A 24,448-nucleotide genomic window follows, 5' to 3' on the forward strand; every position below is an offset into this window, starting at 1 on the left:
GCTATAACTCTTGGTGGTTAGAAAAATCAGCCAACAAATTTTTAATATACTCAATACGATCACTTCTTTGTAAATGTGAGCTCAGTAATTTTAATCGATTTGTGCCCTCAAGGCGATAATTTTTTGGTGATTTTTGAATCATTTCAATTAAATAATCGACAGAAATTTTATTGTTTTTGCCAAATTCGATAAAACCGCCTTTTTCACCAAATTCAATTTTAGTAATTCCTAATTGGTTTGCCTGATAACGAATTTTAGTTGTTTCTAATAAAAAGAGTACAGCATCGGGTAGTTTACCAAATCGATCCCGCATTTCGATTTTTATATCGGTTAATTCCTCAATTGCTTCAATACTAGCAATACGTTTATACAATGACAGACGAGTATTCACATCAGGAATAAAATCGTCAGGAATCAAAGTTGGCAAACGTAATTCAACTTCGGTTTGCTGATTATTAAGGAGCGATTCAAGCGTGGGTTCTTTACCTTCTTTGAGTGATTTAACCGCATCATCGAGCAATTCAATATAAAGATTAAAACCAATTGTTTCAATTTGACCGCTTTGATCGCTACCCAATAATTCACCTGCGCCTCGTATTTCAAGATCATGTGTTGCTAAAGCAAACCCTGCACCTAAATCTTCCAGTGATGCAATTGCCTCTAAACGCTTTTTAGCATCTTTACTGAGCAGTTTAGGATGCGGTGTTAATAAATAGGCATAAGCTTGATGATAAGAACGACCAACCCGACCTCGCAACTGATGTAATTGAGCTAACCCAAATTTATCGGCTCGTTCAATAATGATCGTATTTGCATTCGGGATATCGATCCCAGTTTCGACAATTGTAGTACAAACGAGTATATTAAATCGTTGATGATGAAAATCATTCATGACGCGTTCCAAATCACGTTCATGCATCTGACCATGACCAATAGCAATGCGTGCTTCAGGAACCAATTCAGCGAGTTTTTCACTCACTATTTCAATGTCTGAGACATCATTATGTAAGTAGTAAATCTGACCACCACGTAAGATTTCACGTAATATTGCTTCACGAATAACCAGATCATCGTACTCACGTACAAACGTTTTAACTGCAAGACGCCGAGCAGGTGGTGTAGCAATAATAGAAAGATCACGCATGCCGCTCATTGCCATATTTAGGGTGCGTGGTATTGGTGTGGCGGTTAGGGTTAAAATATCAATATTGGCACGCATTGCTTTAATTCGTTCTTTTTGACGAACACCAAAGCGATGTTCTTCATCAACAATTAATAAGCCAAGATCTTTCCATTTTATGTCTTCTTGTAATAATTTATGAGTACCTATTACGATATCCACTTTACCTTCACCCAAAGCTTGAATAATAGCTTGTTGCTGTTTAGCTGTTTTAAATCGTGACAAGCTTTCAATTCGTATTGGCCAATTCGCAAAGCGATCACAAAAGTTTTCATAATGTTGCTCGGCAAGTAGAGTAGTAGGAACTAAAACCGCAGTTTGTTTATGATTTATCACAGCCAAAAAAGCGGCTCGAATAGCGACTTCAGTTTTACCAAAGCCAACATCACCACAAACCAATCTGTCCATTGCATAAGGTGAACACATATCGCCAATTACCGCACCAATAGCGTTTTGTTGATCCTCCGTTTCTTGATACGGAAAAGCTTCGCAAAATAATTCGTACTGTTCTCGATCTTGCTTAAATTCAAAACCTGGTTTACTTTCTCGCTCAGCATAAATATCAAGTAATTCGGCTGCAACATCTCGAACCTTTTCAGCAGCTTTTTGTCTGGCTTTACTCCATGCATCAGTACCAAGTTTATTCAGAGGAGCATTTTCTTCATCCCCGCCTGAGTAACGACTGATTAAATTCAAGGATGACACTGGCACATAAAGCTTTGTATCATTTGCGTAAAGTAAAATCAAATACTCTGCATTAATGCCACCGGTTTCAAGAGTGGTCAGACCAGCATATCGTCCTACTCCATGCTCTAAATGCACCACAGGTTTGCCAGGAGTTAATTCAGCTAAACTACGAATCAGCGTATCAGTATTGATAGCTTGCTTATTTTCTTTTTTGCGGCGAACAATCCGGCGACCCAGTAATTCATTTTCAGTAATAAAAGCAAAATTATCGGATTGATTAATAAAACCTTGCTCACTTGCACCTAAAATTATACAAAAGCGATCATTAACATGATGGATTTCATCCAGTTGGTTAATCGTTATTGGATGAATGCGAATGCGACCTAAAATTTCTTGTAATGCTTCTTTGCGACCTTCTGATTCGACCGAAAAGACGATTTTACCTGTATAACGTTCAATAAATTGATGGAATTGCAAGTAAGGATCTTTTTGTTGAATTGCAATCGCAAGATCAGGCAAATTCGAATAAGGCATATTGACATTTTTATTCGATTCGCTGATGAGTTCATGCGATACAACCAATCTCGGATATTTTTTAAAATCGGCAAAGATTTCGTCGGTTTTTGACCAAATGATTACAGGTTCCAATAATGGTCGCATTGGATCAACCTTACGATTATCGTAGCGTTGGTTGATATCTTGCCAAAATTTATTGGCATGAGACTCAATATTTACGGTGTTAAGAATGAGTGTGTTAGTCGAAAAATAGGTAAACAGCGGAGTTAATGGCTCATTAAAAAATAAGGCCTGCCAATATTCTATACCAGTGGGTAAAATATTTTTGCTGACTTGTTGATAGATACTTTCTGGCTCTAATCTGACCGGAAATTTTTCACGCCATTGGCTTCTAAAAAGCTCAATAGCGGTTTTATCAAATGGAAATTCATGCGCAGGCAATAACTGTATTTCAACTATTTCATCAATTGTACGTTGAGATTCAACATCAAAAGTGCGAATGCTATCTATTTCGTCATCAAAAAAATCAATACGATAAGGTCTATCACTGCCCATTGGATAAATATCAAACAAAGCACCTCGAGTGGTATATTCGCCATGTTCCATTACTTGACTGACAGAACGATAACCTGCATTTTCAAGTTGTAAACGTAACTTTTCGCGGCTAATTTGCAGACCTTTTTTCATCATAAACACATGCCCACCCAAATAGCTTTGTGGGCAGACTTTTTGCATTAAGGTGTTTATGGGTAAAATCAAAGCTCCTTTAGTCAAATTTCTTAAATGATAAAGGCAAGATAGACGTTCAGAAACAATATCTTGATGCGGTGAAAAACTATCATATGGCAGTGTCTCCCAATCAGGAAAAAAGATAGCAGGATAGGGTGAAAATTGTTTTAGTTCTTCATGGATACGCGTTGTTTGTTGCATATCATCTGTAATAATCACCACTAAGCCATCGTGCGCATCCATTGCTTGAGCGCAAAATTGGGATAGGGACGATCCAATTAACTGCCCAATTTGTTTTACTTCACCTGATTTTTTAGGAATTACTGTTGAAATATTAAGAGTTTTAGACATGTTGATTTTACATGGTTTTGCTAAATAATTAGTGGTAGATTATAACGTAAGAATGAGGTTGTTTTCTATAACTGTTTAATCCTGTATGATAAGCATCTTGCAATTAACTAGCTAAACTTTGTCAAGAAGTTTCAGGTAATATATACATTTATGTCAAAAATATTTCGTCCATTAGTGTTTTTTATCGGTTTGCGCTATGTCTATGGGCAAAAGACTGATGGTTTTAGTCGCTTTGTATCATGGTTATCCATGCTTGGTATTATGCTTGGCTCCATTGGTTTGATTGTTGTGTTGTCGGTCATGAATGGGCTAGAAGATCAAATGCAGAGCAGTATATTAAAATTTCTTCCTCAGGCTCAGGTAACCACATCGCAAGGTCATATCGATCCTAGAGAAATTTCTGGTGACCAATTTATGAAAATCAATGGCGTTAATCATGTGGCACCTTTAGTCACCGGTGATGTAGTTTTGCAAAGTGAAAAAGGTATCATGGTCAGTACGTTAATGGGTATCAATCCGGAAGATGGTGATCCTATTAACGAATACGTTTACACGGGTTCAGTATCCGATCTTATACCTGGGCAATATAACGTCATTATCGGGGTAACTTTAGCTAATCAATTGGGTGTTACTGTTGGCGATAAAATACGCTTAATGGTGACCGATGCTAGCCAAATTACGCCAGTTGGTCGGATTCCTTCACAAAGACTATTTAATATCGTTGGTATGTTTTCAATTAATCATGATATCAATCAAGCCTTGATTTATGTTAATCAAACCGATGCCCGTCACTTACTTCGTTACCATGAAGGAATAATAACGAGCTGGCGCTTGTTTTTAAATAAACCATTAGATATTACATCTGTGACCAGCATGCCATTACCGAAAGGATTAGTCTTCAATGATTGGCGAGCAAAACGCGGAGAATTATTCCAAGCTATCAAAATGGAAAAAAATGTCATGGGATTATTAATCAGTCTAATTGTCATTGTGGCTGCTTTTAATATCATTACCTCGTTAAGTTTATTAGTGATGGAAAAACAAGGTGAAGTGGCGATATTAAAAACTCAAGGACTGTCTCGTTTTAAAATCATGTTAATTTTTATCATTCAAGGAGCAAGTTCAGGGGTAATTGGTACATTATTAGGAAGCAGTGTAGGACTGTTACTGGCTTATTACTTGAATGAAATTATGCAATTATTTGGATTATCGTTTGCTGGTATTCAATTACCGTCGCTGGTTGAGCCAACACAAATTATCTTTATTATTATTGGATTACTCATGTTATCGATAATTTCAACTATTTATCCTGCCCATCGTGCAGCCAATATTCAACCAGCCGAGGCGTTACGTTATGAATAATTCACAAATCTTGCTTTCAGCAAAAAATCTTTGCAAAACCTACAATGAAGGCAAAATGGTAACCGAAGTTTTAAAGAACGTTTCGTTTGATATCTATTCAAGATCATTATTAGCAATTATTGGCAGCTCAGGATCGGGTAAAAGTACTTTGTTACATCTTCTTGGTGGATTAGATAAACCAACATCTGGCGAAATCATTTTTAAATCGCAGCAATTAAACCAGCTATCTGAAAAAGAAAAAGCACACCTTCGTAATCAAGAAATAGGTTTTATTTATCAATTTCACCACTTATTGCCCGATTTTTCTGCTTTAGAAAATGTTGCAATGCCTTTATTAATTAGTGGTGCAAATCCTAATGATGCCAAAAAGCGAGCAATGGTTATGCTAGAATCGGTTAATTTAGCTAAACGTGCAAATCATAGACCGTCTGAACTGTCTGGCGGTGAACGTCAGCGTGTGGCGATTGGACGAGCACTTATCAACAATCCAGCATTGGTTATGGCAGATGAACCGACAGGTAATTTGGATAAAACTACCGCTAATGCCATTTTTGATTTATTAATAAGTTTGAATCGTGATCATGGCACTGCTTTTTTAGTGGTCACGCATGATCTAGAGCTAGCGAATAAACTCGATAACCAATTAATTATGTACGATGGGCGATTGACTAATCGTTCACTAACTGAAAAAATTTAATGGATAATGACAATGAATTTATCATTAATCACCGCCATTAAGTTCCGCAAAGGACGCCGTAAAAGTGGAATGGTATCGTTAATATCAATTATTTCAACATTCAGTATTGCTATTGGTATTGCCGCTTTAATCATTGGTTTGAGTGCAATGAATGGTTTTGAGCGTGAACTGCATAATCGAGTGCTGTCAGTATTACCACATGGGCAGTTTTATCCCGAAGATGGCTATCTAGATAATTGGCGAGAAGTTCAAAATGAATTAAAACATAATCGTCACATTGTTTCAGCTATGCCTTTTGTTAATTTTACTGGATTGATTGAGAATGCGAGTAAACTTGGCGCCGTAGAAATAGAAGGGGTCGATCCTGATCAAGAAAAATCAGTCAGTACGCTGCCTAAATACGTTTTGAATAATCAATGGCAAAAATTTAAAGCTGATAGTCAACAAATTATTATAGGAGCGGGTTTAGCTAAAAATTTAGCCGTTAAAGAAAGAGATTGGGTTACATTATTAATTCCAGTATCAAGTGGTCCTAATCAACTTAAACCACCAAAGCGTGTACGTTTACAAGTTATCGGTATTTTGGAATTAAGTGGAAGTCTGAGCAATAATATTGCGTTACTTCCTTTAGCGGATGCCCAAAAATTACTGAATATGGGGGACAGTGTTACAGGTGTTATGGTGAATGTTGATAATGTATATCAGTCCAAATATATTATGAGTCAGGCAGCATTAGCTCTTGATGAAAATTTATCTTTTAATAGTTGGGAACAAACTTACGGTTTTATGTATCGCGATATTCAAATGATCAGAGAAATTATGTATCTAGCTATGATTGTTGTTATTGGTGTTGCTTGTTTCAATATTGTTTCGACATTAGTGATTGCCGTTAAAGATAAGCAACGCGATATCGCCATATTAAAAACCCTAGGTGCAACCAATCGATTAATCAAACATACGTTTATTTGGTATGGGATAATTTCAGGACTAATTGGGAGTTTAATTGGTGTAATGTTAGGATTGATTTTATCATGGCAACTATCAAGTATCATGGCTATTGTGGAATCTTTAATAGGGCATAAAATCCTTAACAGTAATATCTATTTTGTTGACTTTTTACCGTCTGAAATTCATCTTTTTGATGTTGTAATTGTGTTTATTACTGCAATGTTGCTAAGTTTGGTTGCGAGCTATTATCCTGCTCAAAGGGCCTGTAAAATCGATCCCGCTCGAGTATTGAGTAGCTATTAATAACAACAAAGCATAAACGCTAAAGGTGCGCCGTTTGGTGCGCCTTTTTTATCAATACCCATCGATCAAAGAATAATATTGATAATGTTGATAACCCCAATATAAAAGTAGAGTTGCAACAGCAAAAATTAGGGCTGTTAGCGTCGTACAAATTTTGCTTGGATATCGGAATTTTCTTAAACAAAATGTGATTAACCCGCCCAAAACAAAACCGGTTACTGCACCTCCAATGTGTGCCATATTGTCAACAGAAGGTAGTAATCCCAATCCGGCGGTGAGCAATAAACTCACTACAATTGATTTGATAGGCATTTCATGCAAATCCGTTCGATTAATTAACGAGTAAGCAAGCAGAGCGGTGATAATACCTAAAATTGCCCCTGAAGCGCCGCAGCTTATAACGTTATAATGAATTGTGGCGATATCACTTGCTAAACTGCCAAATAAACCCGAGAGCAAATAGATACCTAAAAAAGCGAATGGGGGAATCAATCTTTCTAAAATCATGCCAACACTCCACAACGCTAACATATTCATAGCAAGATGAGCTAATCCTATATGCATGAAAATGTTGGTAAAAAGGCGCCAGTATTGGCCAGAAAAAGTTATTTGAGCAACATCAGCTCCCCAGTCAATTAAAAACTGATTTTGATTTAAATCTGACAGACCTCTCATATCAAGAAGTCGAGAAAAAATAAACCAAGCAACATTAATACAAACTAAAATGCTGGTAATTTTAGCTTGACGATATAAGAACTGAACATGTTTTACAAAATTCATGTGTTGAGTTTTCCTTTTGAAAAACGAAATGTTTAAAAATAGACAGAGGATTTAAACCAACTGCTTTCCATAAATAACCAAATCACGCTTAACGTCATCCAGTTCCGCAATTTTAGGTAATAATCCCCATTGTTGATAATTCATTTTTTTGAATAAATTTATGCTAGGAAGATTATGACCAAAAATATAGCTAAGTATGGTTTCAATACCTGCCTGTTTGGCAAATAATTCAATGTGTTTAATGGTGGATTGACCAATGGTTTTCCCTCTAAAATCATGATGCAAATACAAACTGATTTCAACCGTTTTAACATAAGCCGCGCGACCATAAAAAGAGGATAAACTTACCCAACCACAAGATTGATTCTGATATTTGATTAACCAAAGTGGGCGATTTTGAGGATTATGCTGTTCAAACCAAACCATACGACTTTCAATCGATACTGGCTGCAAATCCGCCGTAATTTGACGGCTCGCTATGGTTTCGTTATATACATTTATAATAAAAGGCAAATCATCTAAAGTGGCATCAGTAAAGGTAATCATAAAATAAAATAACAAGGATTAATTATGCCTCATTGTAATGGCTTTAATGATAGCAAGCAATATTTAAAAAAAAGATATAACTGTAGAAAAATCATTAACTCACCTAAAGAGTGCCTACACAATATTATGACACTATTTTCAAACAGATTTTTTAATTAGATCATTTATTACGAATGAAATGTTTAAATTTTTTAAGAAAAGGAAGAAAAATAATCAGAACAATTAGCCTATTTTAGGGTTTAACTTGAGTAAAAAAATCAATAATGGCTTGGTTGGACGCCGTGATTTTCAGATTTTTTCGCCAAACAAGGTAAATATTAATTTTTAATTTCTTATCTTGGTGGGGATTTAATTTTTTGTAAGATACGCCATCAACTTTGGCTTGTGCCATTGATTGTGGTAAAAGCATCATTCCTTTACCTAAAGCAACTTCTAGTAACATAGAAAGATTATCTGCAAGCTCTGCTCGCCTAATTATAGGCTTGTCTAAACGATTGAAAACGTTTTCACATTGTTCGTAAAAAAAGGGATTTAAATGTTGTTTAAACCAAAATAGTGGTAAATCGGTCAAATCATTAAGATCGATATTTTCTTGTTTGTTACAGCGATGATTTGCAGGCAAAACTAAAGTCATAGATTCTTGATAAATCAGTAATGAATTTTCAGTGAATGTTCGATTTGGATAATCAGAAACAATAGCGAAATCAATATTGCCTTGCTGCAATTCACGTAATAATTCTTTGGAAATATAGTTGTGTTGATAGATTTCAGCGTGTTCACTAAATTTTGATAAAAAAAGTTTAAAATAAGGAATATAATCAAAATTTAAAGTTTTTGTGGTTCCTATCATAACTTTTTTAATACTAATGCTTTTAGTTGAATTAACGATTGAACAAAGATCATTTAACAATTGACTTACTTGAGATTTCAGTATTTCGCCTTCTTGAGTTAAGGTAATATTATGTGAGTTTCTTAAAAACAACGTACTTTGTAATGTTTCTTCCAATATTTTAATTTGTGTTGTAAGTGGAGGTTGACTCATACCTAATTTTTTTGCGGCACGGGTAAAACTCATTTCCTCACAAACGGCAATAAAGTATTGTAATTGTTTAATGGATGGTAATCTTTTGCTATAGATATCCATGATTTTCATCATTCCTAATTTGATACTTCCCTAATTTTTTAATCTGCTTTGCAGTTAATTCTTATTAAAGATCATCTTGATATTATGAAGGATTTTTTTATCTTTTGCATTTGTTTATCGTATTTTTTGCTATACGAATTTCGTATAGCAAAAAATGTATTTCCCAATTTTTGGTCTCTCAATTAGGATTTCATCAGAATTTCAATTTTACTCGATTGCAATTTTTTATTTTTGTTTCGTTATCCCATGAAGCATCAACAATGTTTTAAATTCTAGTAGTATGCAACTCATTAGAAATGAGAACAATAAAAAATCAGCTAATTCAATATTAAGGGCCCCAATTATGAAAAATGACTTATTACGTATAATGATATTGATATTTTGCTGCTTTTATGGAGAATTAAGTATGGCAAATTTAAGAATGCTAGCTTCGGGCTTTAATGCACCGACAGGAATCGCTTTTGATCGCTCCGGTATGATGTATGTGACAAATTGGTCTGGTGATTCAATCGTAAAAGTGAACAGCAATGGCAAACAAGAGATCTTCTATTCTGGTATTGCGTCACCTGCAGGAATAGTCATTGATAAGCAAGATAATGTATACGTTTCATCTTATCGTGATGACTATATTTTAAAAATTACGCCTAATGGTCAAACACAAAAAATATCAGAGGGCTATCATACGCCTACGGGAATCGCTTTTTCTAATGATGGTCAACTATTAGTCACGAATCGTTCAACAGGAGAAATTGTAGCACTTGATTTAGAAACCAAACAAAAGACGATTCTAGCCCAGGGATTGACTACACCCGTTGGGGTTACTCAACTGGCAGATAATAGTTTAATTGTCTCTCAATATAGCGGTAATTTGACCATGATTCAACCTAATGGTAATAGAACGGAATTAGGCGATCAATTCGATCGTCCTGGGGTGGGTATTGTTACAATTTCGTCCAATATTGTCGCAGTCATCGATCATGGCGCGGGAATGGTACGACAAATTGACATAAAAACAAAAAAGGTAACAACTTTAGCCTCGTCTCTATCAGGAGCGGTTGCATTAGCCTATTATAAAAACCGTTACTATATCGGAGTTTGGGGTAATGGTTCAATCTATAGGCTGGATAATAATTAAGTTCAGATAAGTGAACACAATCACGTTAACCGATGAGGGAAAATGGAGTTTCATATTAACAGGCAAGTTGCAACTGGCTGGATTATCAAATCAACATTGAGACTAGGATAATTATCAGGATTTCCATCGAATCATAAATAAAATAATTAAGTTAGTTTCCAATTCATCATTGAGTCTAATGATAGCGATCACTGAATATATTAAACAACATTCAGCATCGACATGAAAAAGACAATAAAAAAAATTGATCCTAATGAAGGGCTTTTTCATTGGAGCGTACATTTAGATTCGATTGACAACAGACGCGATTGCAAAATTTTACCTTTAATTAATCGTCAAGATTTACCGAAATGTGTATTGATGATGATGGATGGCTCAATCGTGGCTTTTTTAGCAATTGTTTTCTCTATTTTGATTTTATTATTCAATTAAATCATTCAGTACATAAAACATGAGTCTTCTTATTGCATTTCACATTCTTGTAGAAGAAAAGGAGGATGGATTGCGAAGTATGAATGAACTTTAATCGTTAATGATCATCTGATCTAAAGTAAAATCACAAAATGATAAGATATTAAAAAATAAAAACCGATGCCGCGATCTATGGATTTTACATTAGTTAACAAATCTTTATAAGATAAGTTTGCTAATTTTTTATAAAATATTATACTTCGCAACATAAGATTGAATTTATTGAACAAAGCAATCCTATGTAGAGAGGACGTAACAATATGTTAAAATGCAATTGGTTTGTAGGGGGTCATAATTTAGATTCATCTTTAAAGTTAAAAATAAAGGATGATTTTTTGACTTCAATTTCTTCAAGTCCCCAAAAGTATTTTCAGTCAACCTTTAATTTTGCATGGAACTTATCTAAAATAATTTTAGATAAACCTTCTCATTGCAAGATTTTGTTGATCAGTGCAAGTATTTTAGTTGGGCTAAGTATTAATGATGTAACCGCATTAAATGTCAGGACAGCAAATGTAATTCAAGCTAATCCGCCATATTTAATTGATAATGGTTTGATTAACACTGAGGAAGCAGAAACACTATTAGGTTTAACTTTATCAGATGGAACTGTAAATGAAGGGATTGATGATAAATCAGATACAGATGATCAACTTGAAGATCCATCTGAATCAGATGATGACCAAATAATAGAGACTATGCCTTTATCGGGCAGCAGCCACTTAATTAAATCAATAAACTAAACAATTAAAGTATTAATACGCTGATGCTGGGCATAGTGCGGTAAATAATACTCAAAAAAAGGAAATAATAGGAATAATGGCACGAGTAAAGCATATAAGGAAATTATGCAGAAGATTAAAGTGCATTTTAAACATCATTTAAATCAATGATAAGTCCAACTTTCAGTCAATTCAAAATCTAAGATGACCGACAAAATACTAGTATGTATTTAAGTGTTAGTTAAACTTACCATATGGCATTTAATCATGGACCAATTAATGCAAACATAAAATTTTAGGTTTAAAAAATACCTATCCTTCTTGGATGAAATAATTTATTTCACCAAGTCTTTTTTTACGAAAATTCAACCTAAGGATAGGAGAAATTCCGAATCATTGAAAAAAATGGCTTGAACAGTCGGATACGAATGAAATCAATGGTAAATCTTGCAAGAGTGATCATTTCATATCTGGCTAACAGAGTTATATCATTTTTTTTAATTCAACCGGATTTCTTATATCCATCATTAAAATTCTTTATTTCAAGATTAAAATATCCCAATAGCCTATTATCGAACGAAAACAGTTAAATAACGGCTTATATAAATTTGTGAAACCATAAACTTGATTAACGAAAAATCAAAAAAATTGCATTACTCTATCATAATGGTTGTTTAGTCAAAGGGATGGCAGTACAATTTTAAGCATAAACTTTTAAGCATAAATCAAATAATGCAGTGGAGTGATATCTCATCTTTTACTAAAACGTCCAGTTAACCTTAAACTTGTTCACAAAACAATCGAACTAAAATTTACAACGCAATAATGACTCTACCACGTGTTATATCACTTATAATTTTTTGTAATATCAATAAATTATCTTTGGTAATGGCTATGCTTACCTTTACCCCTTCGGCATCGAAATCTTGATTTTCAATAATAGCATCCAGTTCTTTAAGACGATTTTCGATAATTGGCCATTCGTGATAATAGCAATGAAATTGCAATGTAACGCGTGCAATAAGCTCAATCAAAGTTGCTTGTTGAAGGCAGTGACTGGCAGAACCGCCATATGCACGAATTAACCCTCCAGTACCCAATTTTATGCCACCAAAGTAACGTGTAACCACCACTACAATTTGATCGCAATTTTGTCCTTCAATGGCCGATAGAATAGGACGTCCCGCTGTACTGCTTGGCTCACCATCATCATTAAAACGATATTGTTGACCAATCTTCCAAGCCCAACAATTATGAGTGGCATTAGGATCACTGATTATGTCAATGAATTTAGTTGCATCTTCCACTGAGGTTACGGGTGCCGCATTGACAATAAAACGACTTTTTTTGATCTCTTCGGTGAGTTCTGTAGGAATTGCTAATGTATATGGCATTCGTATTCTGTTAAAATTATTTCATTACAAGTAATGATACTGATCATAATTAAAATGTCTATTAATTTGCAACAATTAAAACAAACCCAGTTATTGTTGGCTAATCAAGTCAGATTGTCTGATGAATTTAGCGAACCAGTAAATTTTATTGGTGGTACCGATGTAGGGTTCGAAGAGGGAGGTAATATTACTCGGGCTGCTATTGTTGTGCTAAGTTACCCTGACTTTTCTGTCGTTGAATATCATGTTGCTCGTTTAAAAACCGAATTTCCCTATATTCCGGGCTATTTATCTTTCCGGGAATTTCCTGCGTTATTGGCAGCGTGGCAAAAAATTGAAATAAAACCGGATTTATTATTGGTGGATGGTCAAGGCGTTGCTCATCCCCGACGCTTAGGGATTGCCAGTCATCTTGGTTTATTGTTGGATAGACCGACTATTGGAGTGGCTAAAAAACGATTATGTGGGCATTTTGAAACATTACCAAAACAAGCAGGCAATGTTACCCCTTTATTAGATAAACAACAGCAAATTGGTTGGGCACTACAAAGTAAAAACAATTGTAATCCCTTGTTCATTTCGGCAGGGCATCGTGTTACTCAAGCGAGCGCATTAAAGTGGGTTAATTTGTGTTTACGAGGTTATCGTTTACCTGAGCCAACTCGTTGGGCGGATGCGATTGCGTCAAATAAATCTCTATTCAAGAAGTTATTAAATGATAAATAGTCATCAAGAGCCTTTAAAAAAAGGTGGTTTTACGTTTAAACGTTTTTTTGTTGCACACGATAAAAGCCCTATGCAAGTAACAACAGATAGTTGTTTACTGGGCGCTTGGGCTCCAATAGACCATCATCCACAAAAAATCCTTGATATTGGAACAGGATGTGGAGTGATAGCGTTAATGTTGGCTCAGCGTTTAGCTCATTATCCTTGTCAAATTGATGCCATTGATATTGATGCTGATGCGGTTAGACAGTGTCAGGAAAACAGTGTGCATGCTGACTTGCTTTCAGTCAAGGCACAACAAGCTGATATTAATGCATTTCGTCCAAATATTTCGCCTTGGTATGACCTGATTGTAACAAATCCGCCTTATTTTGAGCCAGCCGTTGATTGTCGTAATAGCCAAAGACAACAGGCCCGTTATACAGAAAGTTTAAATTTCGAACAGCTTATTCATTCAGTTAAACGTTTATTAAAACCTACGGGGTTATTTTGTTTGGTCCTACCCTTTGATATCGCTCATCAGTTTACTTGTCTATGTGAAACACATCAGCTTTTTTTACAACAAGAATTGCAAGTGAAATATAATGAGAACAAAAATTTTTCATTGTCATTATTGGCGTTTTCTTTGACTAAAAATGGTCATGTGTTCAGTAAACAACTTTGTATGCGTGATGATGACGGGCGCTATTCATCAGCATTTAGACAATTACTGGTTGATTTTTATCTGTTGCGAAAATAATCCTTGATTTTAACTTAAAAGGGTAGCACATAAAAATAGAATATGGCGATCGTTGCTAAAATTATTATTGTGATGGCATAGATTTTATCATGTAGGAAGCCGAAAGCTGGAAGTGCCCGTTGTTTTCTCGCATACAAATAAAATATCAGTCCAACGCCATATAAAATCATGGATAATAATAGGTAAGATATTCCACCAGCATAGATCAGCCATATACCATACATTGAACCTACAGAACCTAAAAAGATTAAGTAAGCCTTACCTCGATATACCGACAATTTGAGTACGAAAAGAGCTGATAGTAAGTAAGGGATGAGCACCATGGAAGTAGAGAGTTGAATCAGTGTGTTATAACCCGATTGATAAAAATAAGCAACGATGATGAGTATACTGATTAAACTTGAAGTTAAATATAATGCATTAGCGGGCGTACCTTTTTTATTAAGTTTACCAAAACAACTGGGTACGGTGTGATTGTTACCTTGTCCACTTAAAAACAGCATTTCAGCAGCAAGCAGTAGCCATGATAATAATCCACCACTTACCGATACGATAAGTCCGATATTGATTAACGTTGCTCCCCAGCTACCTATAACTTGTTCAATGACTAAAGCCATGGAAGGGTTTTTCATTTGTGCTAATTCCTGCTGAGGAACAATCCCTAAAGATAATACCGATACGCAAACCAGTAATAAACTTGTGATAGCAAAGCCAAAAAAGGTGGCTCGACTAATGCATAACAGATTCTTAGCTCGTGACGCGTAAACTGTCGCACTTTCAATCCCTAAATAGACCCAAACCGTATAAAGCATAGTGTGTTTTATTTGATCAACAATTGAGCCTAATTGCGGTGTTCCCCAAAAATCTGTTTTAAATGTATTCACTTCGAACGCTAAAATGATGCAGACAATAAATAATCCTATCGGTATAATTTTAGCTAACGTAACGAAACAATTTAATAAAAATGCATGATAAATTCCTTTCAATACAAACGAATTAATCGTCCACAAGAATATAAGGGCACCGATAACAGCAGGAAATGTGGTGCCATTGCCAAAATAGTTAAAACAATCAAACGAGCCGAGTGCACTAAATAAAATGACCAAATAACTCGCGCATGACATCCATGCCGAGATCCAATATCCCCATGCGGCATTAAAGCCAATGTAATCACCAAATCCTTCACGTACATATCCATATAATCCATCATTAATTTTATAAAAACGGACGGACAGATATTGAAAGATTCGGGTTAGCATTAGCATTCCAAATAAAGTAATAAGCCATGCAATTAATATGGCACCTGCACCGGCTCCTTCCGCCATATTTTGTGGTAGGCTAAAAATACCACTCCCTACAATACTTCCCACTACCAGTAAAGTGAGAGGAAGTAGACCAAGCTTTTTTCTTACTGGCGTATTCATATGAATTTCTTATTTAGTTAATGAGAGGATTGAGGATTTTATTCTTAAAATCGCAATGACATACAACTTACACCGCCATCGATTTTACGGTATTCAGATGTATCAACTTCAATCACTTGATAACCCAGTGCTTCAATTTTAGCTTTAGTCATTGGATATCCATAGGGCATAATGACTCGTTCATTTACCCAAATACAGTTAGCGGCATAGCTTTCTTTATCAGGAATTTCAATAATATTAAGATGTTGAAACTCAGGTTTAGTAATAAATTCACCCGTGGCTAATAAATTATCATGTTCTAAATAAGCAAGACCGGTTTTTAAATGCAGCACCTTTTCTAAGGTAACCACAGAACCTGATAATCCATGTTTTTCTAAGATAGCAATCATTTGATCTGCACCAGATTGATTAGTTCGCGCGGATAAACCAATATAATAACGATCGCCAACCATCATTATATCGCCAGCTTCAACTGTACCAGGTGCAGAAATGCTTTCTACTTTATTAGGATAAAATCTTTCAATAGTAGCCTGAATAATTTCGGTTTCGCCCCGACGGCTTACAGCACCCGGTCGAGTAATAATGGCGCAATTGGGTGTACATAAAACCGTATCTTCCACAAAGACAGAATCAGGAAAACGTTCATTTGCTGGTAAAATCGTAATATCAACATCACATTGTTGCAAAGCTCGAATATAATCATTATGTTGATCTAATGCTTTTTGATAATTGGGTTTACCCAAGTTAGCCGATGTTAAACCATCAATAAGTGATTTGGCTGGTGTTCGAGCGATAATATGATTGAATTTTTTCATCAGTTTTAAATCCTTATTTCTTTAAATAATTATGCTTTATTTTTGAATAATAATTCACAATAATAACTTTATCAAGAGTTAATTTGATTTTTTATGCAATTGTTGTATTTTTTTATTCAAATTGTAAAATGAAGTGAAGACAGAAATTTGAGATCAGAAAAATAGAGGCTGAATCGATTTTATAAAAAAGGGTAATAAACATTACCCTTAAAATTTGATTTATAGCAATGATTTGGCGATTATTGGTTATTCACCACCAAAATCGACCAATGTGTAACAATTAATTCCCATCTTGGTTAACTTAGTTTTACCTTGTAAATCTGGCAAATTAATAACAAACGCTGCATCTTCAGCTATTCCTCCCGCTTTTTGAATTAATTTAGCGGTAGCAGCAACGGTTCCACCTGTCGCAAGCAAATCATCAATGATTAAAACGCGTTCATTCGGTTTTATTGCATCACAATGTATTTCTAATGTATCAGTACCATATTCAAGTTGATATTCTTCTTTAAAAACGTGACGAGGTAACTTATTGGGTTTTCTTACCGGTACAAAACCTACACCTAAAGCTAATGCTAAAGGAGCAGCAAAGATAAAACCACGAGCTTCAGTACCAACAACTTTGTCAATTTTTTTATCTTGATAATGATCAATTAAAAGATCGACAGATGTTTTAAAGGCGATAGGGTCTTCAAGTAAACTGGTGATATCCCGAAACAGTATCCCTTGTTTTGGATAATCTGGGATCGTAATAATGCTATTTTTAATAAGTTCAAGTTTTTGTTGCAATTGAGTCATATTAAATATTCTCTAACTATTTTCTTTAAGAGCGACTAATTTTTTATTATATACCTTTGCTCTTTACAGTGGCAATAAACAAACAGTTAACACACCGTAAAATAGCGAGATAGGCTAGTTAAAAAGCGATTTCTGTGATGCGTTTATGCATCGTTTAATCGCTTTTTTACCCATTTTTACAATTCAGTATTATCTTTGAGCAGTTTGTCATAAAATTTCTAAATGAAATAAAACAGTAACTTTTTCTATGGTATCTATGAAAAGGAAAAAATTGAGCAAATAATTGGTTTTGAAATTGCTTCAGACGATGTTTTGAATAAACCTTTTGCAATTCTTGAATTAAGAGCTAAAAACCATTGCAAAACATGATTTGTAAGTGAAAAATCCAAATTTAATTTATGGCGATGATTATACATTTCGTCATTTTATGATGATGAGCCAATAATCCTTGCTAATAAATTTCTATTTGTTTTGGATCGATCACCACATTAAATATGTCTTTCAGACTCATTCATGTTCATTAAGTTGTAAATGCATGAAAACGTTATTTTTGTGGTAACTGAATGGCTAACCATGATATTTATGCTCAAAGGATTGATGAATATTTAAAAGTTCCCACCAAAATTGATTGCCAAACGAATAAATATTCCATCTCATACTCACCTTCAAAAGAAGGTATGATTTTATGATGGATGAACAATTTAGATAAATGATTTATCTGATTTTTTACTATCAGTTATGAATAATAATTGACTAATTTTAACAGGAAAAGGAATAAAAAATGAAAAAAGTGTCCACCATTATGGCATTATTATTGTGTTCAGGGCTAGCACAAGCAAGAACTTACGATGAAATCATCAATTCAGGTTTTTTGAAAATTGGGGTACCCGCTGATTATGCGCCATTAGCTTTTTATAATTCTCAAGAAAAATTGGTCGGTTTCGATGTTGATATGGCTAAAGAGTTAGCAAAACGATTAAACGTAACGCCGGTATTTTATCTCACAAGTTGGCCAACTTTATCGCAAGATTTAGCCAATGATAATTACGATGTCGCTATGGGTGGGGTGACTTATACCCGAGAACGTGCAGAAAAATTCTTACTATCAGATGAAATTGTAAAAAATGGTAAAGTGGCATTAGCAGCCTGTGAAGTCGCATCAAAATTATCAAATTTAGACAAAATTGATCAACCTGGCGTTAAGGTGGTTGTTAATCCTGGTGGTACAAATGAAAGTTTTGTAAATAATAACATTCATACAGCACAAGTGATCCGCGTAGAAAATAATTTTGATAATATTCAAGCATTACGCGATAAAAAAGCGGATCTCATGGTGACCGATCTTATTGAAGGTCAGTATTATCAATACAAGGAGCCCAACGTTTTATGCTTAGCAACTAACGCGCCATTTAAGGGGACAGAAAGCTATAAAGCTTATATGGTTCAATTGGGCAATCAAAAACTACTGGATGTCATTAATAGTTGGCTTCCTCATTCTAATAAACAGCAATTAGCGGTAAAATGGGGAGTAAAAACTCAGTTAAATTAATTCGCAAATAACTTAATACTTATGGCGGTTGAATCCGCCTCAATTAGCCTAAATAATTTCTATTTCAGTCCTATTTTAGTTGGTAACCCTTAGATCTTTGTCCTTGCGCTAAACCATGTCGATCAAACCTTTTATGGGAGTAATACTCAAATGAATTATTATGATTTTTCAGTTATTGCATTAAAATTATTGGTTGTTTTTATTTGCATCATCTTATTTTTAAAAATTACGGGTAAGACATCATTATCGCAAATGTCGAGTATTGATTTTATTGGTAATATGATTTTAGGTGGAATTGCTGGAGGTATCATCTATAATCCTAAACTTACTGTCTTTGATTTTTTGGTGGTTTTACTCATGTGGACGGCCATCATGTATACTTCCAACTATTTGAAGAAAAAAAGTCAAAATGCCAAAGCATTCATCGTTGGTAATCCGATTATATTAATGGAAAAGGGCAAAATTAAATTAGATGCCTTTACTGCCGTTAATTTGGATTTTTCCAGTTTTGCAGTACTACTTAGAATGAAAAACATCTTTACCATTCATGCGGTGGATAAAGCTATCTTAGAACCTAACGGACAATTGACCGTTGTTAAAAAAGGGGATAAAGATATTTCTGTCCTTGTCTTAGAAAATCAAAGTCCAAATGAAGATGGGTTAAAATCCATTGGCAAAGACGAGGATTGGCTAAAATCTAAGTTGGCTGAACAAGGTTATGTAAATTATGATGGATTATATTGCGTCGAATACTATGATGAGAGACTTTTCGTGATACCAAGTGAACTTGTTAAATGAATGAATTTTTATGCGAAATCTACACTTAATGCACCTTAACCATTGCTTTGGTTAAGGTTTATAGGTTTTTTCTCTTAGCCATATAAAGGCGATTTGTTCAATGCTTTGACAACAAAGCTTGGTACCTGAAAGTTATTATTAAGTTTTTGTTGAATTTGTTTCGCTTCTCGTTCGGTTTGACATTGGGTAAAAATACAGGCACCGGTACCCGTTAATCGGGTTGGAGCAAATTGAGAAAGATAGCGAATGACCTTATCAACTATTGGATATCGCTTTCGGACAACCATTTCACAATCATTTCTAAACTGATCAAATGACAAAGCCAATAAATCATCAAGATTTCTACTGGGAGTATTACGAGTAAGCTCCGGATCATTGAAGACTTTAACGGTGGATATTTCAATATTAGGGTAGGTAACTAAATACCAGTATTGTGGAATATCAACCGTTAAAAACTGATCACCAATACCTTGGGCAAAAGCCGCTTGACCATAAATAAAGATGGGTACATCAGCACCAATTTGCCGTCCTATTTCAATTAATGTAGCGGTTTTTAAATTGAGTTGCCATAATTGATTAAGAGCGACTAATACCGTTGCCGCATTTGATGAAGCCCCGCCTAGTCCGCCCCCCATAGGGATTTTTTTATCAATAGTGATATCGACGCCTAAATCCTGACGATTGGCATAAGATTTTAAATGATTGGCAGCAATAATCATTAAGTTTTTGTCTACAGGGACATTAACAAACTCGGTAAGTAAATTGATTTGATTATCCTGACGCATATTAAAAGTTACAACGTCACAATAATCGATGAACTGAAATATGGTTTGCAAATCGTGATAATTGTCAGGACGGCGCCCGGTAATGTAAAGAAATAAATTCAATTTTGCTGGTGAACACCACTGTTTCATCATGACTTCCTTTTATTGCAAAATCCAGTTATTGATCTTCAGACGAATGTGTTCATCATTATGATGCAACTCAATAATTGCAGGTAAATCTATTTTTTGGTTTTGATAGGTATAAGTGGAATACTTGGAGATGTTCAAGTTCCATTGATTATTGTTTTGCATAAAATTCGTTGATGCTAATCTACCTAAGGAGTCTAGTTTATCATTCAAACTATTAGAATAACCTTTTAACCAATTATGCAGAGAATTAAAAGGAACATTAACATTCGATACTTTCTTCATCAAGGTTTCAATATTAATATCTTTATAATGATTACCATTTTTATCAATAAGTTCCGCAAAATCAGGCTCAGATTTTAGCGTTAAAATAGTTGTTCCAACAGGCGTTGTTAACTTAACTTCGAAATGATTAACGGATTGTTGGGAAATGAAAAATCGACCATAGTTACGAGATGTTTCGCTTGTTTGGGCAATACTGCCATGAACACGAAAAGTATTTATCTGTTCAAGAGTCTGTTGATGAGTTTTCCATTGTTGTTCAATTGATGCTGTATCTTTAGGTTTATTGATCTGGCAAGCGGTGATAATAAAAGGTAAAACCAGAATAAAAGCATATTTGATTTTAGACATGAATCATCTCTTGTAGTTGAACGATAGAATTGCTTTATTATAACTGATAATTACCATAATAAGAAAAAGTAACTGTAAATTAACGTTTAATATTTTTTTATGTATAATATTACGCAAAGAATGCTTCATAATACAGTTATTCATCAAAATAAAACTCAAGAAGACACAATGCAATGTCAATCACAATATTAGGTATTAATCATAAGACTGCACCATTAGCATTAAGAGAAAAAATTGCTTTTCCTAACGAAACAGTCAATAAAGCACTGTATAGCCTTTATCAACATCCTCTAATTGAGGGGTGTGTAATATTATCAACCTGCAATCGCACCGAAATTTATTTAAACTATGAACATCAAACAAATTATTTAAGGTTAAAAGAATTCGTTGAAAATTGGTTAGGTCAATTCCACCATGTTAATCTTGAACAGTATAAAAACGCGCTTTATTGGTATGAAGGTCAACGAGCTATTGAACATTTAATGGCCGTTGCCAGTGGTTTGGATTCAATGATCATCGGTGAACCACAAATTTTGGGTCAAGTTAAAGTTGCCTATGGCATTGCACAAAAAAATCACTGTTTGTCGATGACTTTAGAAAAGCTTTTTCAAAATATTTTTCATGTAGCAAAACTTGTGCGCAGTCAAACCAATATTGGCTCTAATACTGCCTCGGTTGCTTATGCTGCTTGCCTTATTGCGCGTAAGTTATTTACAGACACCTCAAAATTAAATGTCATGTTAGTTGGAGCAGGGGAGACAATAGAACTGATTTCTCGCTATTTAAAACCTCATGGGTTTAATCACGTTCTTGTTGCGAATCGTACACGTGACAAAGCATTAAAATTAGCATCTATTATTGATGCTGAAATCATATCACTACCTGATATAGCTAATCGTCTTAAAGAAGCCGATATCGTTATCAGTTCCACCGCTAGCCCATTACCTATTATTGGAAAAGGGATGGTTGAACGCACATTGCAGGCAAGAAATTATCAGCAAATGTTATTTATTGATTTAGCTGTCCCTCGTGATGTCGAACAGGAAATTAACCAACTCGATAACGTACATTTATATACGATTGATGATCTTCAAAAAACGGTTGAAAATAATTTAGAACAACGCGCCATTGCTGCTCAAAAAGCTCAACATATTATTCAAGAACAATCTGAGCAATTCACCGATTGGCTTAAAGCTCGTTACGCAGTTGACTACGTTAAACAGTATCGCTCTCATGCACAAATTATTAAACATGAGTTAGAAACCAAAGCGCTAAAGGCTATCAAGCAAGGAGTAAATGTAGATGAAGTCTTGGCGGAATTTTCTCATCGATTAACCAATAAACTAATCCATGCGCCAACTCAAACTTTACTTAATGCAGCAACTCATGGTTGTGATGATTGTTTTAGAGTATTGAGTAAAGGTTTAGGTTTGAAAAGACATAACTAAGGTTTATCCTTAACAGAAAATAGAATTGATTGGATCAACTTGAATTTTTTAGATATCAACGTTTGGTAAAAAGTTTGTAAAACTGATAATTACGTTAGAGTATAAAATGATTTCGTTGTAAAACAGTCAGCTTAGTTGTTAAATTTTTCAGATACTAAGAAATAATTCGCTTGTATAACAAAGGGCACAAATACATCGTTATCGATTATTGTAACATTAACACCCAAAGCGCCCAAAAACACACCTTACAAGGTGAACTTAATTTTTTAGATTTTATTCTTGTTACCTATTTTCAATGGTAACTTGTAATCTATAACAACTCGGAGTAGCATTTTTCGTATTAGTAATAATTGCAAATAATGCATCATCATTATTAATTAAATTGAGATCATCAGCGATGAAAATGTGTATAGCATGTGGTATGCCAATGACTACACTTGGTGATTATCCCTTGCATGATATGTCAAAAAGTTATTGTAAACATTGTGCTCATAAAGATGGCACAATGAAAACTTTTGAAGAAAAATGGCAAGAAGTTGCTCTGGGTTATGCCAATAATCATCATATCGATTATTCAATGGCTAAACACACTGCATATGTAATATTAAAAAAATTACCTGCTTGGAAACGTCAGTGGTAAAAAAACAGTTATTTTAAATTAGCAGGTTTTAGTTAAAAAATATAACAATATTGACAAATAAGCAGAATAATCCGCTTATTGAGTTGCCATATTCAACATAAAATACAATCAAAGATCCATCAAATTTTAATCAGTAAATTTAAAATGTTGTAACCTTTGACTAATAAAGATCAGCATTTCATCAAATCCTGAAGTCCAATAGGACCAATCATGACCGCCATTGCGGGCAATGAATGTATAGTGAATCTTATTTTTTTAAGATTCATACTTAATAGGGTATTACCTAAAAGAAAATCATCTTTTGAACCGCAATCAAAATAAAAATATCCTTCCGATTCCAACTTATTCGATGTTTTATTTAAAATGTCATATTTATCCTAAAATTTATTATTCACTCTGTTTTTACCTATTAGATTTAAACCATAGGCTTTACCATAAAATTTTTCACTAAACCAGTAAACATAAAATTCAGTGAAAACGGTTCATACAATTGACTGCATTTGAAGTCTCTGTCCAGTAAAAGTTTGTTGAATGATAGACAACTATTTTCAATTCATCACTCTACATTCAGACTCTACTCACAAACATCCAATCCATTTTTTATACATTATATAAAGAATTTATTGAAAAATTTTTGAAAACACATTAACTTGATCCCGATAATCATTTTCGAGTATCAAATATAGGAATTGAAGGAGTAAACATGGCGAACAAATTAAACTCACTGATTAATACCGTTGGTGAGGGGCTCTTTAATGGAATAGCAGATGAGGTATGTCATAACCGCTACACCTTAATGGTCGATAATTTGATTTCGCCGATTAGTGTTATACATGTTCAGGGGGATGAGCAGCTCAATCAGCCATGGTATTACACCATTGACTTCACCAGTATTGATAAAACTTTATCGCCTGATACGATACTCAACCAAAAAGCGTCCTTCTACTTTAATCCTGCTATGAATAACGTACTGGAAACGGCGATTCGTTCGTTAAGTGATCT

Annotated in this window: 23 protein-coding genes; 13 read left to right on the forward strand and 10 right to left on the reverse strand. The window is 34.4% G+C overall.

All coding sequences use genetic code 11. From position 1 onward, the window contains the following. Position 1: 1 nt before the first annotated feature. The gene (mfd, locus tag J3U19_RS06420) at positions 2-3,463 is read right to left on the reverse strand and encodes a transcription-repair coupling factor (RefSeq protein ID WP_267345781.1); all 3,462 of its coding nucleotides are present in this window, start codon (positions 3,461-3,463) and stop codon (positions 2-4) included. A gap of 159 nt (positions 3,464-3,622) precedes the next feature. Here mfd and lolC point away from each other — a divergent pair, with 159 nt between their 5' ends. The 3 genes from lolC to lolE are packed head-to-tail and all read left to right on the forward strand — an operon-like array spanning position 3,623 to position 6,773. Further along, the gene (lolC, locus tag J3U19_RS06425) at positions 3,623-4,825 is read left to right on the forward strand and encodes a lipoprotein-releasing ABC transporter permease subunit LolC (RefSeq protein WP_416380222.1); all 1,203 of its coding nucleotides are present in this window, start codon (positions 3,623-3,625) and stop codon (positions 4,823-4,825) included. Continuing rightward, positions 4,818-5,522 carry a lipoprotein-releasing ABC transporter ATP-binding protein LolD gene (lolD, locus tag J3U19_RS06430; protein WP_267340824.1) on the forward strand — a complete coding sequence of 235 codons (705 nt, stop codon included), beginning with the start codon at positions 4,818-4,820 and terminating at the stop codon, positions 5,520-5,522. The genes lolC and lolD overlap by 8 nt, the downstream gene beginning before the upstream one ends. Positions 5,523-5,528: 6 nt before the next feature. Continuing rightward, positions 5,529-6,773: a lipoprotein-releasing ABC transporter permease subunit LolE gene (gene lolE, locus J3U19_RS06435; protein WP_416380216.1), complete on the forward strand. Its 1,245-nt coding sequence runs from the start codon at positions 5,529-5,531 to the stop codon at positions 6,771-6,773. Positions 6,774-6,824: 51 nt separating this feature from the next. On the opposite strand, the gene J3U19_RS06440 is transcribed toward lolE, so the two are convergent. From J3U19_RS06440 to J3U19_RS06450, 3 genes are all read right to left on the reverse strand, one after another. Then, positions 6,825-7,553 carry a rhomboid family intramembrane serine protease gene (locus J3U19_RS06440; RefSeq protein ID WP_267345783.1) on the reverse strand — a complete coding sequence of 243 codons (729 nt, stop codon included), beginning with the start codon at positions 7,551-7,553 and terminating at the stop codon, positions 6,825-6,827. A gap of 51 nt (positions 7,554-7,604) precedes the next feature. Beyond that, a complete protein-coding gene (locus J3U19_RS06445; RefSeq protein ID WP_267340828.1) occupies positions 7,605-8,114 on the reverse strand; it encodes a GNAT family N-acetyltransferase in 510 nt (169 codons plus the stop codon). Positions 8,115-8,331: 217 nt separating this feature from the next. Beyond that, on the reverse strand, positions 8,332-9,255 hold the full coding sequence (locus J3U19_RS06450) for a LysR family transcriptional regulator (RefSeq protein ID WP_267340830.1): 924 nt from the start codon (positions 9,253-9,255) through the stop codon (positions 8,332-8,334). 394 nt (positions 9,256-9,649) lie between these two features. Here J3U19_RS06450 and J3U19_RS06455 point away from each other — a divergent pair, with 394 nt between their 5' ends. The 3 genes from J3U19_RS06455 (at position 9,650) to J3U19_RS06465 (ending at position 11,592) form a co-directional block, all read left to right on the forward strand. Then, positions 9,650-10,378 carry a serine/threonine protein kinase gene (locus tag J3U19_RS06455; protein WP_267345785.1) on the forward strand — a complete coding sequence of 243 codons (729 nt, stop codon included), beginning with the start codon at positions 9,650-9,652 and terminating at the stop codon, positions 10,376-10,378. Between the two features lie 222 nt (positions 10,379-10,600). After that, positions 10,601-10,810 carry a hypothetical protein gene (locus J3U19_RS06460; RefSeq protein WP_267340832.1) on the forward strand — a complete coding sequence of 70 codons (210 nt, stop codon included), beginning with the start codon at positions 10,601-10,603 and terminating at the stop codon, positions 10,808-10,810. 299 nt (positions 10,811-11,109) lie between these two features. Then, positions 11,110-11,592, forward strand: a complete 483-nt coding sequence (locus J3U19_RS06465) for a hypothetical protein (protein WP_267345787.1) — start codon at positions 11,110-11,112, stop codon at positions 11,590-11,592. Positions 11,593-12,383: 791 nt separating this feature from the next. Here the strand turns inward: J3U19_RS06465 and J3U19_RS06470 are convergent. Further along, positions 12,384-12,965, reverse strand: a complete 582-nt coding sequence (locus J3U19_RS06470; RefSeq protein WP_267340834.1) for an IMPACT family protein — start codon at positions 12,963-12,965, stop codon at positions 12,384-12,386. Between the two features lie 60 nt (positions 12,966-13,025). On the opposite strand from J3U19_RS06470, the gene nfi reads away from it, so the two are divergent. Both nfi and J3U19_RS06480 read left to right on the forward strand, forming a co-directional pair. Beyond that, on the forward strand, positions 13,026-13,691 hold the full coding sequence (gene nfi / locus J3U19_RS06475; RefSeq protein ID WP_416380221.1) for a deoxyribonuclease V: 666 nt from the start codon (positions 13,026-13,028) through the stop codon (positions 13,689-13,691). Beyond that, on the forward strand, positions 13,681-14,430 hold the full coding sequence (locus tag J3U19_RS06480; RefSeq protein WP_267340836.1) for a tRNA1(Val) (adenine(37)-N6)-methyltransferase: 750 nt from the start codon (positions 13,681-13,683) through the stop codon (positions 14,428-14,430). Before nfi ends, J3U19_RS06480 begins: the two co-directional genes overlap by 11 nt. 14 nt (positions 14,431-14,444) lie before the next feature. Here the strand turns inward: J3U19_RS06480 and J3U19_RS06485 are convergent, their stop codons facing one another. The 3 genes from J3U19_RS06485 to apt all read right to left on the reverse strand — a co-directional run bounded on the left by J3U19_RS06485 (position 14,445) and on the right by apt (position 17,467). After that, entirely contained in the window at positions 14,445-15,854 is a 1,410-nt protein-coding gene (locus tag J3U19_RS06485) for a basic amino acid/polyamine antiporter (protein ID WP_267345789.1), read from the reverse strand. Positions 15,855-15,898: 44 nt separating this feature from the next. Further along, positions 15,899-16,669, reverse strand: coding sequence for a dimethylargininase (gene ddaH, locus J3U19_RS06490; protein ID WP_267345791.1), 771 nt, complete (start codon positions 16,667-16,669; stop codon positions 15,899-15,901). 246 nt (positions 16,670-16,915) lie between these two features. Then, positions 16,916-17,467, reverse strand: a complete 552-nt coding sequence (gene apt, locus J3U19_RS06495; protein ID WP_267340840.1) for an adenine phosphoribosyltransferase — start codon at positions 17,465-17,467, stop codon at positions 16,916-16,918. 781 nt (positions 17,468-18,248) lie between these two features. Here apt and J3U19_RS06500 point away from each other — a divergent pair. Next, on the forward strand, positions 18,249-19,016 hold the full coding sequence (locus tag J3U19_RS06500) for a transporter substrate-binding domain-containing protein (protein WP_267340842.1): 768 nt from the start codon (positions 18,249-18,251) through the stop codon (positions 19,014-19,016). A gap of 150 nt (positions 19,017-19,166) precedes the next feature. Next, complete coding sequence (locus J3U19_RS06505) at positions 19,167-19,814, forward strand: DUF421 domain-containing protein (protein WP_267340844.1); 648 nt, start codon at positions 19,167-19,169, stop codon at positions 19,812-19,814. A 74-nt stretch (positions 19,815-19,888) separates the two neighbouring features. Here the strand turns inward: J3U19_RS06505 and ispE are convergent, their stop codons facing one another. Both ispE and lolB read right to left on the reverse strand, forming a co-directional pair. Further along, on the reverse strand, positions 19,889-20,731 hold the full coding sequence (gene ispE, locus J3U19_RS06510) for a 4-(cytidine 5'-diphospho)-2-C-methyl-D-erythritol kinase (RefSeq protein WP_267345793.1): 843 nt from the start codon (positions 20,729-20,731) through the stop codon (positions 19,889-19,891). Between the two features lie 9 nt (positions 20,732-20,740). Further along, positions 20,741-21,358, reverse strand: coding sequence for a lipoprotein insertase outer membrane protein LolB (lolB, locus tag J3U19_RS06515; protein ID WP_267345794.1), 618 nt, complete (start codon positions 21,356-21,358; stop codon positions 20,741-20,743). Positions 21,359-21,531: 173 nt separating this feature from the next. Between lolB and hemA the strand changes: the two genes are divergently transcribed. The 3 genes from hemA to J3U19_RS06530 all read left to right on the forward strand — a co-directional run. Next, positions 21,532-22,806, forward strand: coding sequence for a glutamyl-tRNA reductase (hemA, locus tag J3U19_RS06520; RefSeq protein ID WP_267345795.1), 1,275 nt, complete (start codon positions 21,532-21,534; stop codon positions 22,804-22,806). 397 nt (positions 22,807-23,203) lie between these two features. Next, complete coding sequence (locus J3U19_RS06525; RefSeq protein WP_267340851.1) at positions 23,204-23,446, forward strand: zinc ribbon domain-containing protein; 243 nt, start codon at positions 23,204-23,206, stop codon at positions 23,444-23,446. Between the two features lie 703 nt (positions 23,447-24,149). Beyond that, the coding region (locus J3U19_RS06530) for a hypothetical protein (RefSeq protein WP_267345796.1) at positions 24,150-24,448 on the forward strand (299 nt) is incomplete at its 3' end.

The sequence above is a fragment of the Gilliamella sp. B2828 genome (genome assembly GCF_026537125.1).
Taxonomy (GTDB): Bacteria; Pseudomonadota; Gammaproteobacteria; order Enterobacterales; family Orbaceae; genus Gilliamella.

What these genes read in the sequence shown, in the direction of transcription:
- mfd (WP_267345781.1), bottom strand. Translation starts at nt 3,463, where the DNA reads ATGTCTAAAACTCTTAATATTTCAACAGTAATTCCTAAAAAATCAGGT.
- lolD (WP_267340824.1), top strand. Translation starts at nt 4,818, where the DNA reads ATGAATAATTCACAAATCTTGCTTTCAGCAAAAAATCTTTGCAAAACC.
- lolE (WP_416380216.1), top strand. Translation starts at nt 5,529, where the DNA reads ATGACAATGAATTTATCATTAATCACCGCCATTAAGTTCCGCAAAGGA.
- J3U19_RS06440 (WP_267345783.1), bottom strand. Translation starts at nt 7,553, where the DNA reads ATGAATTTTGTAAAACATGTTCAGTTCTTATATCGTCAAGCTAAAATT.
- J3U19_RS06450 (WP_267340830.1), bottom strand. Translation starts at nt 9,255, where the DNA reads ATGATGAAAATCATGGATATCTATAGCAAAAGATTACCATCCATTAAA.
- J3U19_RS06455 (WP_267345785.1), top strand. Translation starts at nt 9,650, where the DNA reads ATGGCAAATTTAAGAATGCTAGCTTCGGGCTTTAATGCACCGACAGGA.
- J3U19_RS06460 (WP_267340832.1), top strand. Translation starts at nt 10,601, where the DNA reads ATGAAAAAGACAATAAAAAAAATTGATCCTAATGAAGGGCTTTTTCAT.
- J3U19_RS06465 (WP_267345787.1), top strand. Translation starts at nt 11,110, where the DNA reads ATGTTAAAATGCAATTGGTTTGTAGGGGGTCATAATTTAGATTCATCT.
- J3U19_RS06470 (WP_267340834.1), bottom strand. Translation starts at nt 12,965, where the DNA reads ATGCCATATACATTAGCAATTCCTACAGAACTCACCGAAGAGATCAAA.
- J3U19_RS06480 (WP_267340836.1), top strand. Translation starts at nt 13,681, where the DNA reads ATGATAAATAGTCATCAAGAGCCTTTAAAAAAAGGTGGTTTTACGTTT.
- J3U19_RS06485 (WP_267345789.1), bottom strand. Translation starts at nt 15,854, where the DNA reads ATGAATACGCCAGTAAGAAAAAAGCTTGGTCTACTTCCTCTCACTTTA.
- ddaH (WP_267345791.1), bottom strand. Translation starts at nt 16,669, where the DNA reads ATGAAAAAATTCAATCATATTATCGCTCGAACACCAGCCAAATCACTT.
- apt (WP_267340840.1), bottom strand. Translation starts at nt 17,467, where the DNA reads ATGACTCAATTGCAACAAAAACTTGAACTTATTAAAAATAGCATTATT.
- J3U19_RS06500 (WP_267340842.1), top strand. Translation starts at nt 18,249, where the DNA reads ATGAAAAAAGTGTCCACCATTATGGCATTATTATTGTGTTCAGGGCTA.
- J3U19_RS06505 (WP_267340844.1), top strand. Translation starts at nt 19,167, where the DNA reads ATGAATTATTATGATTTTTCAGTTATTGCATTAAAATTATTGGTTGTT.
- ispE (WP_267345793.1), bottom strand. Translation starts at nt 20,731, where the DNA reads ATGATGAAACAGTGGTGTTCACCAGCAAAATTGAATTTATTTCTTTAC.
- lolB (WP_267345794.1), bottom strand. Translation starts at nt 21,358, where the DNA reads ATGTCTAAAATCAAATATGCTTTTATTCTGGTTTTACCTTTTATTATC.
- hemA (WP_267345795.1), top strand. Translation starts at nt 21,532, where the DNA reads ATGTCAATCACAATATTAGGTATTAATCATAAGACTGCACCATTAGCA.
- J3U19_RS06525 (WP_267340851.1), top strand. Translation starts at nt 23,204, where the DNA reads ATGAAAATGTGTATAGCATGTGGTATGCCAATGACTACACTTGGTGAT.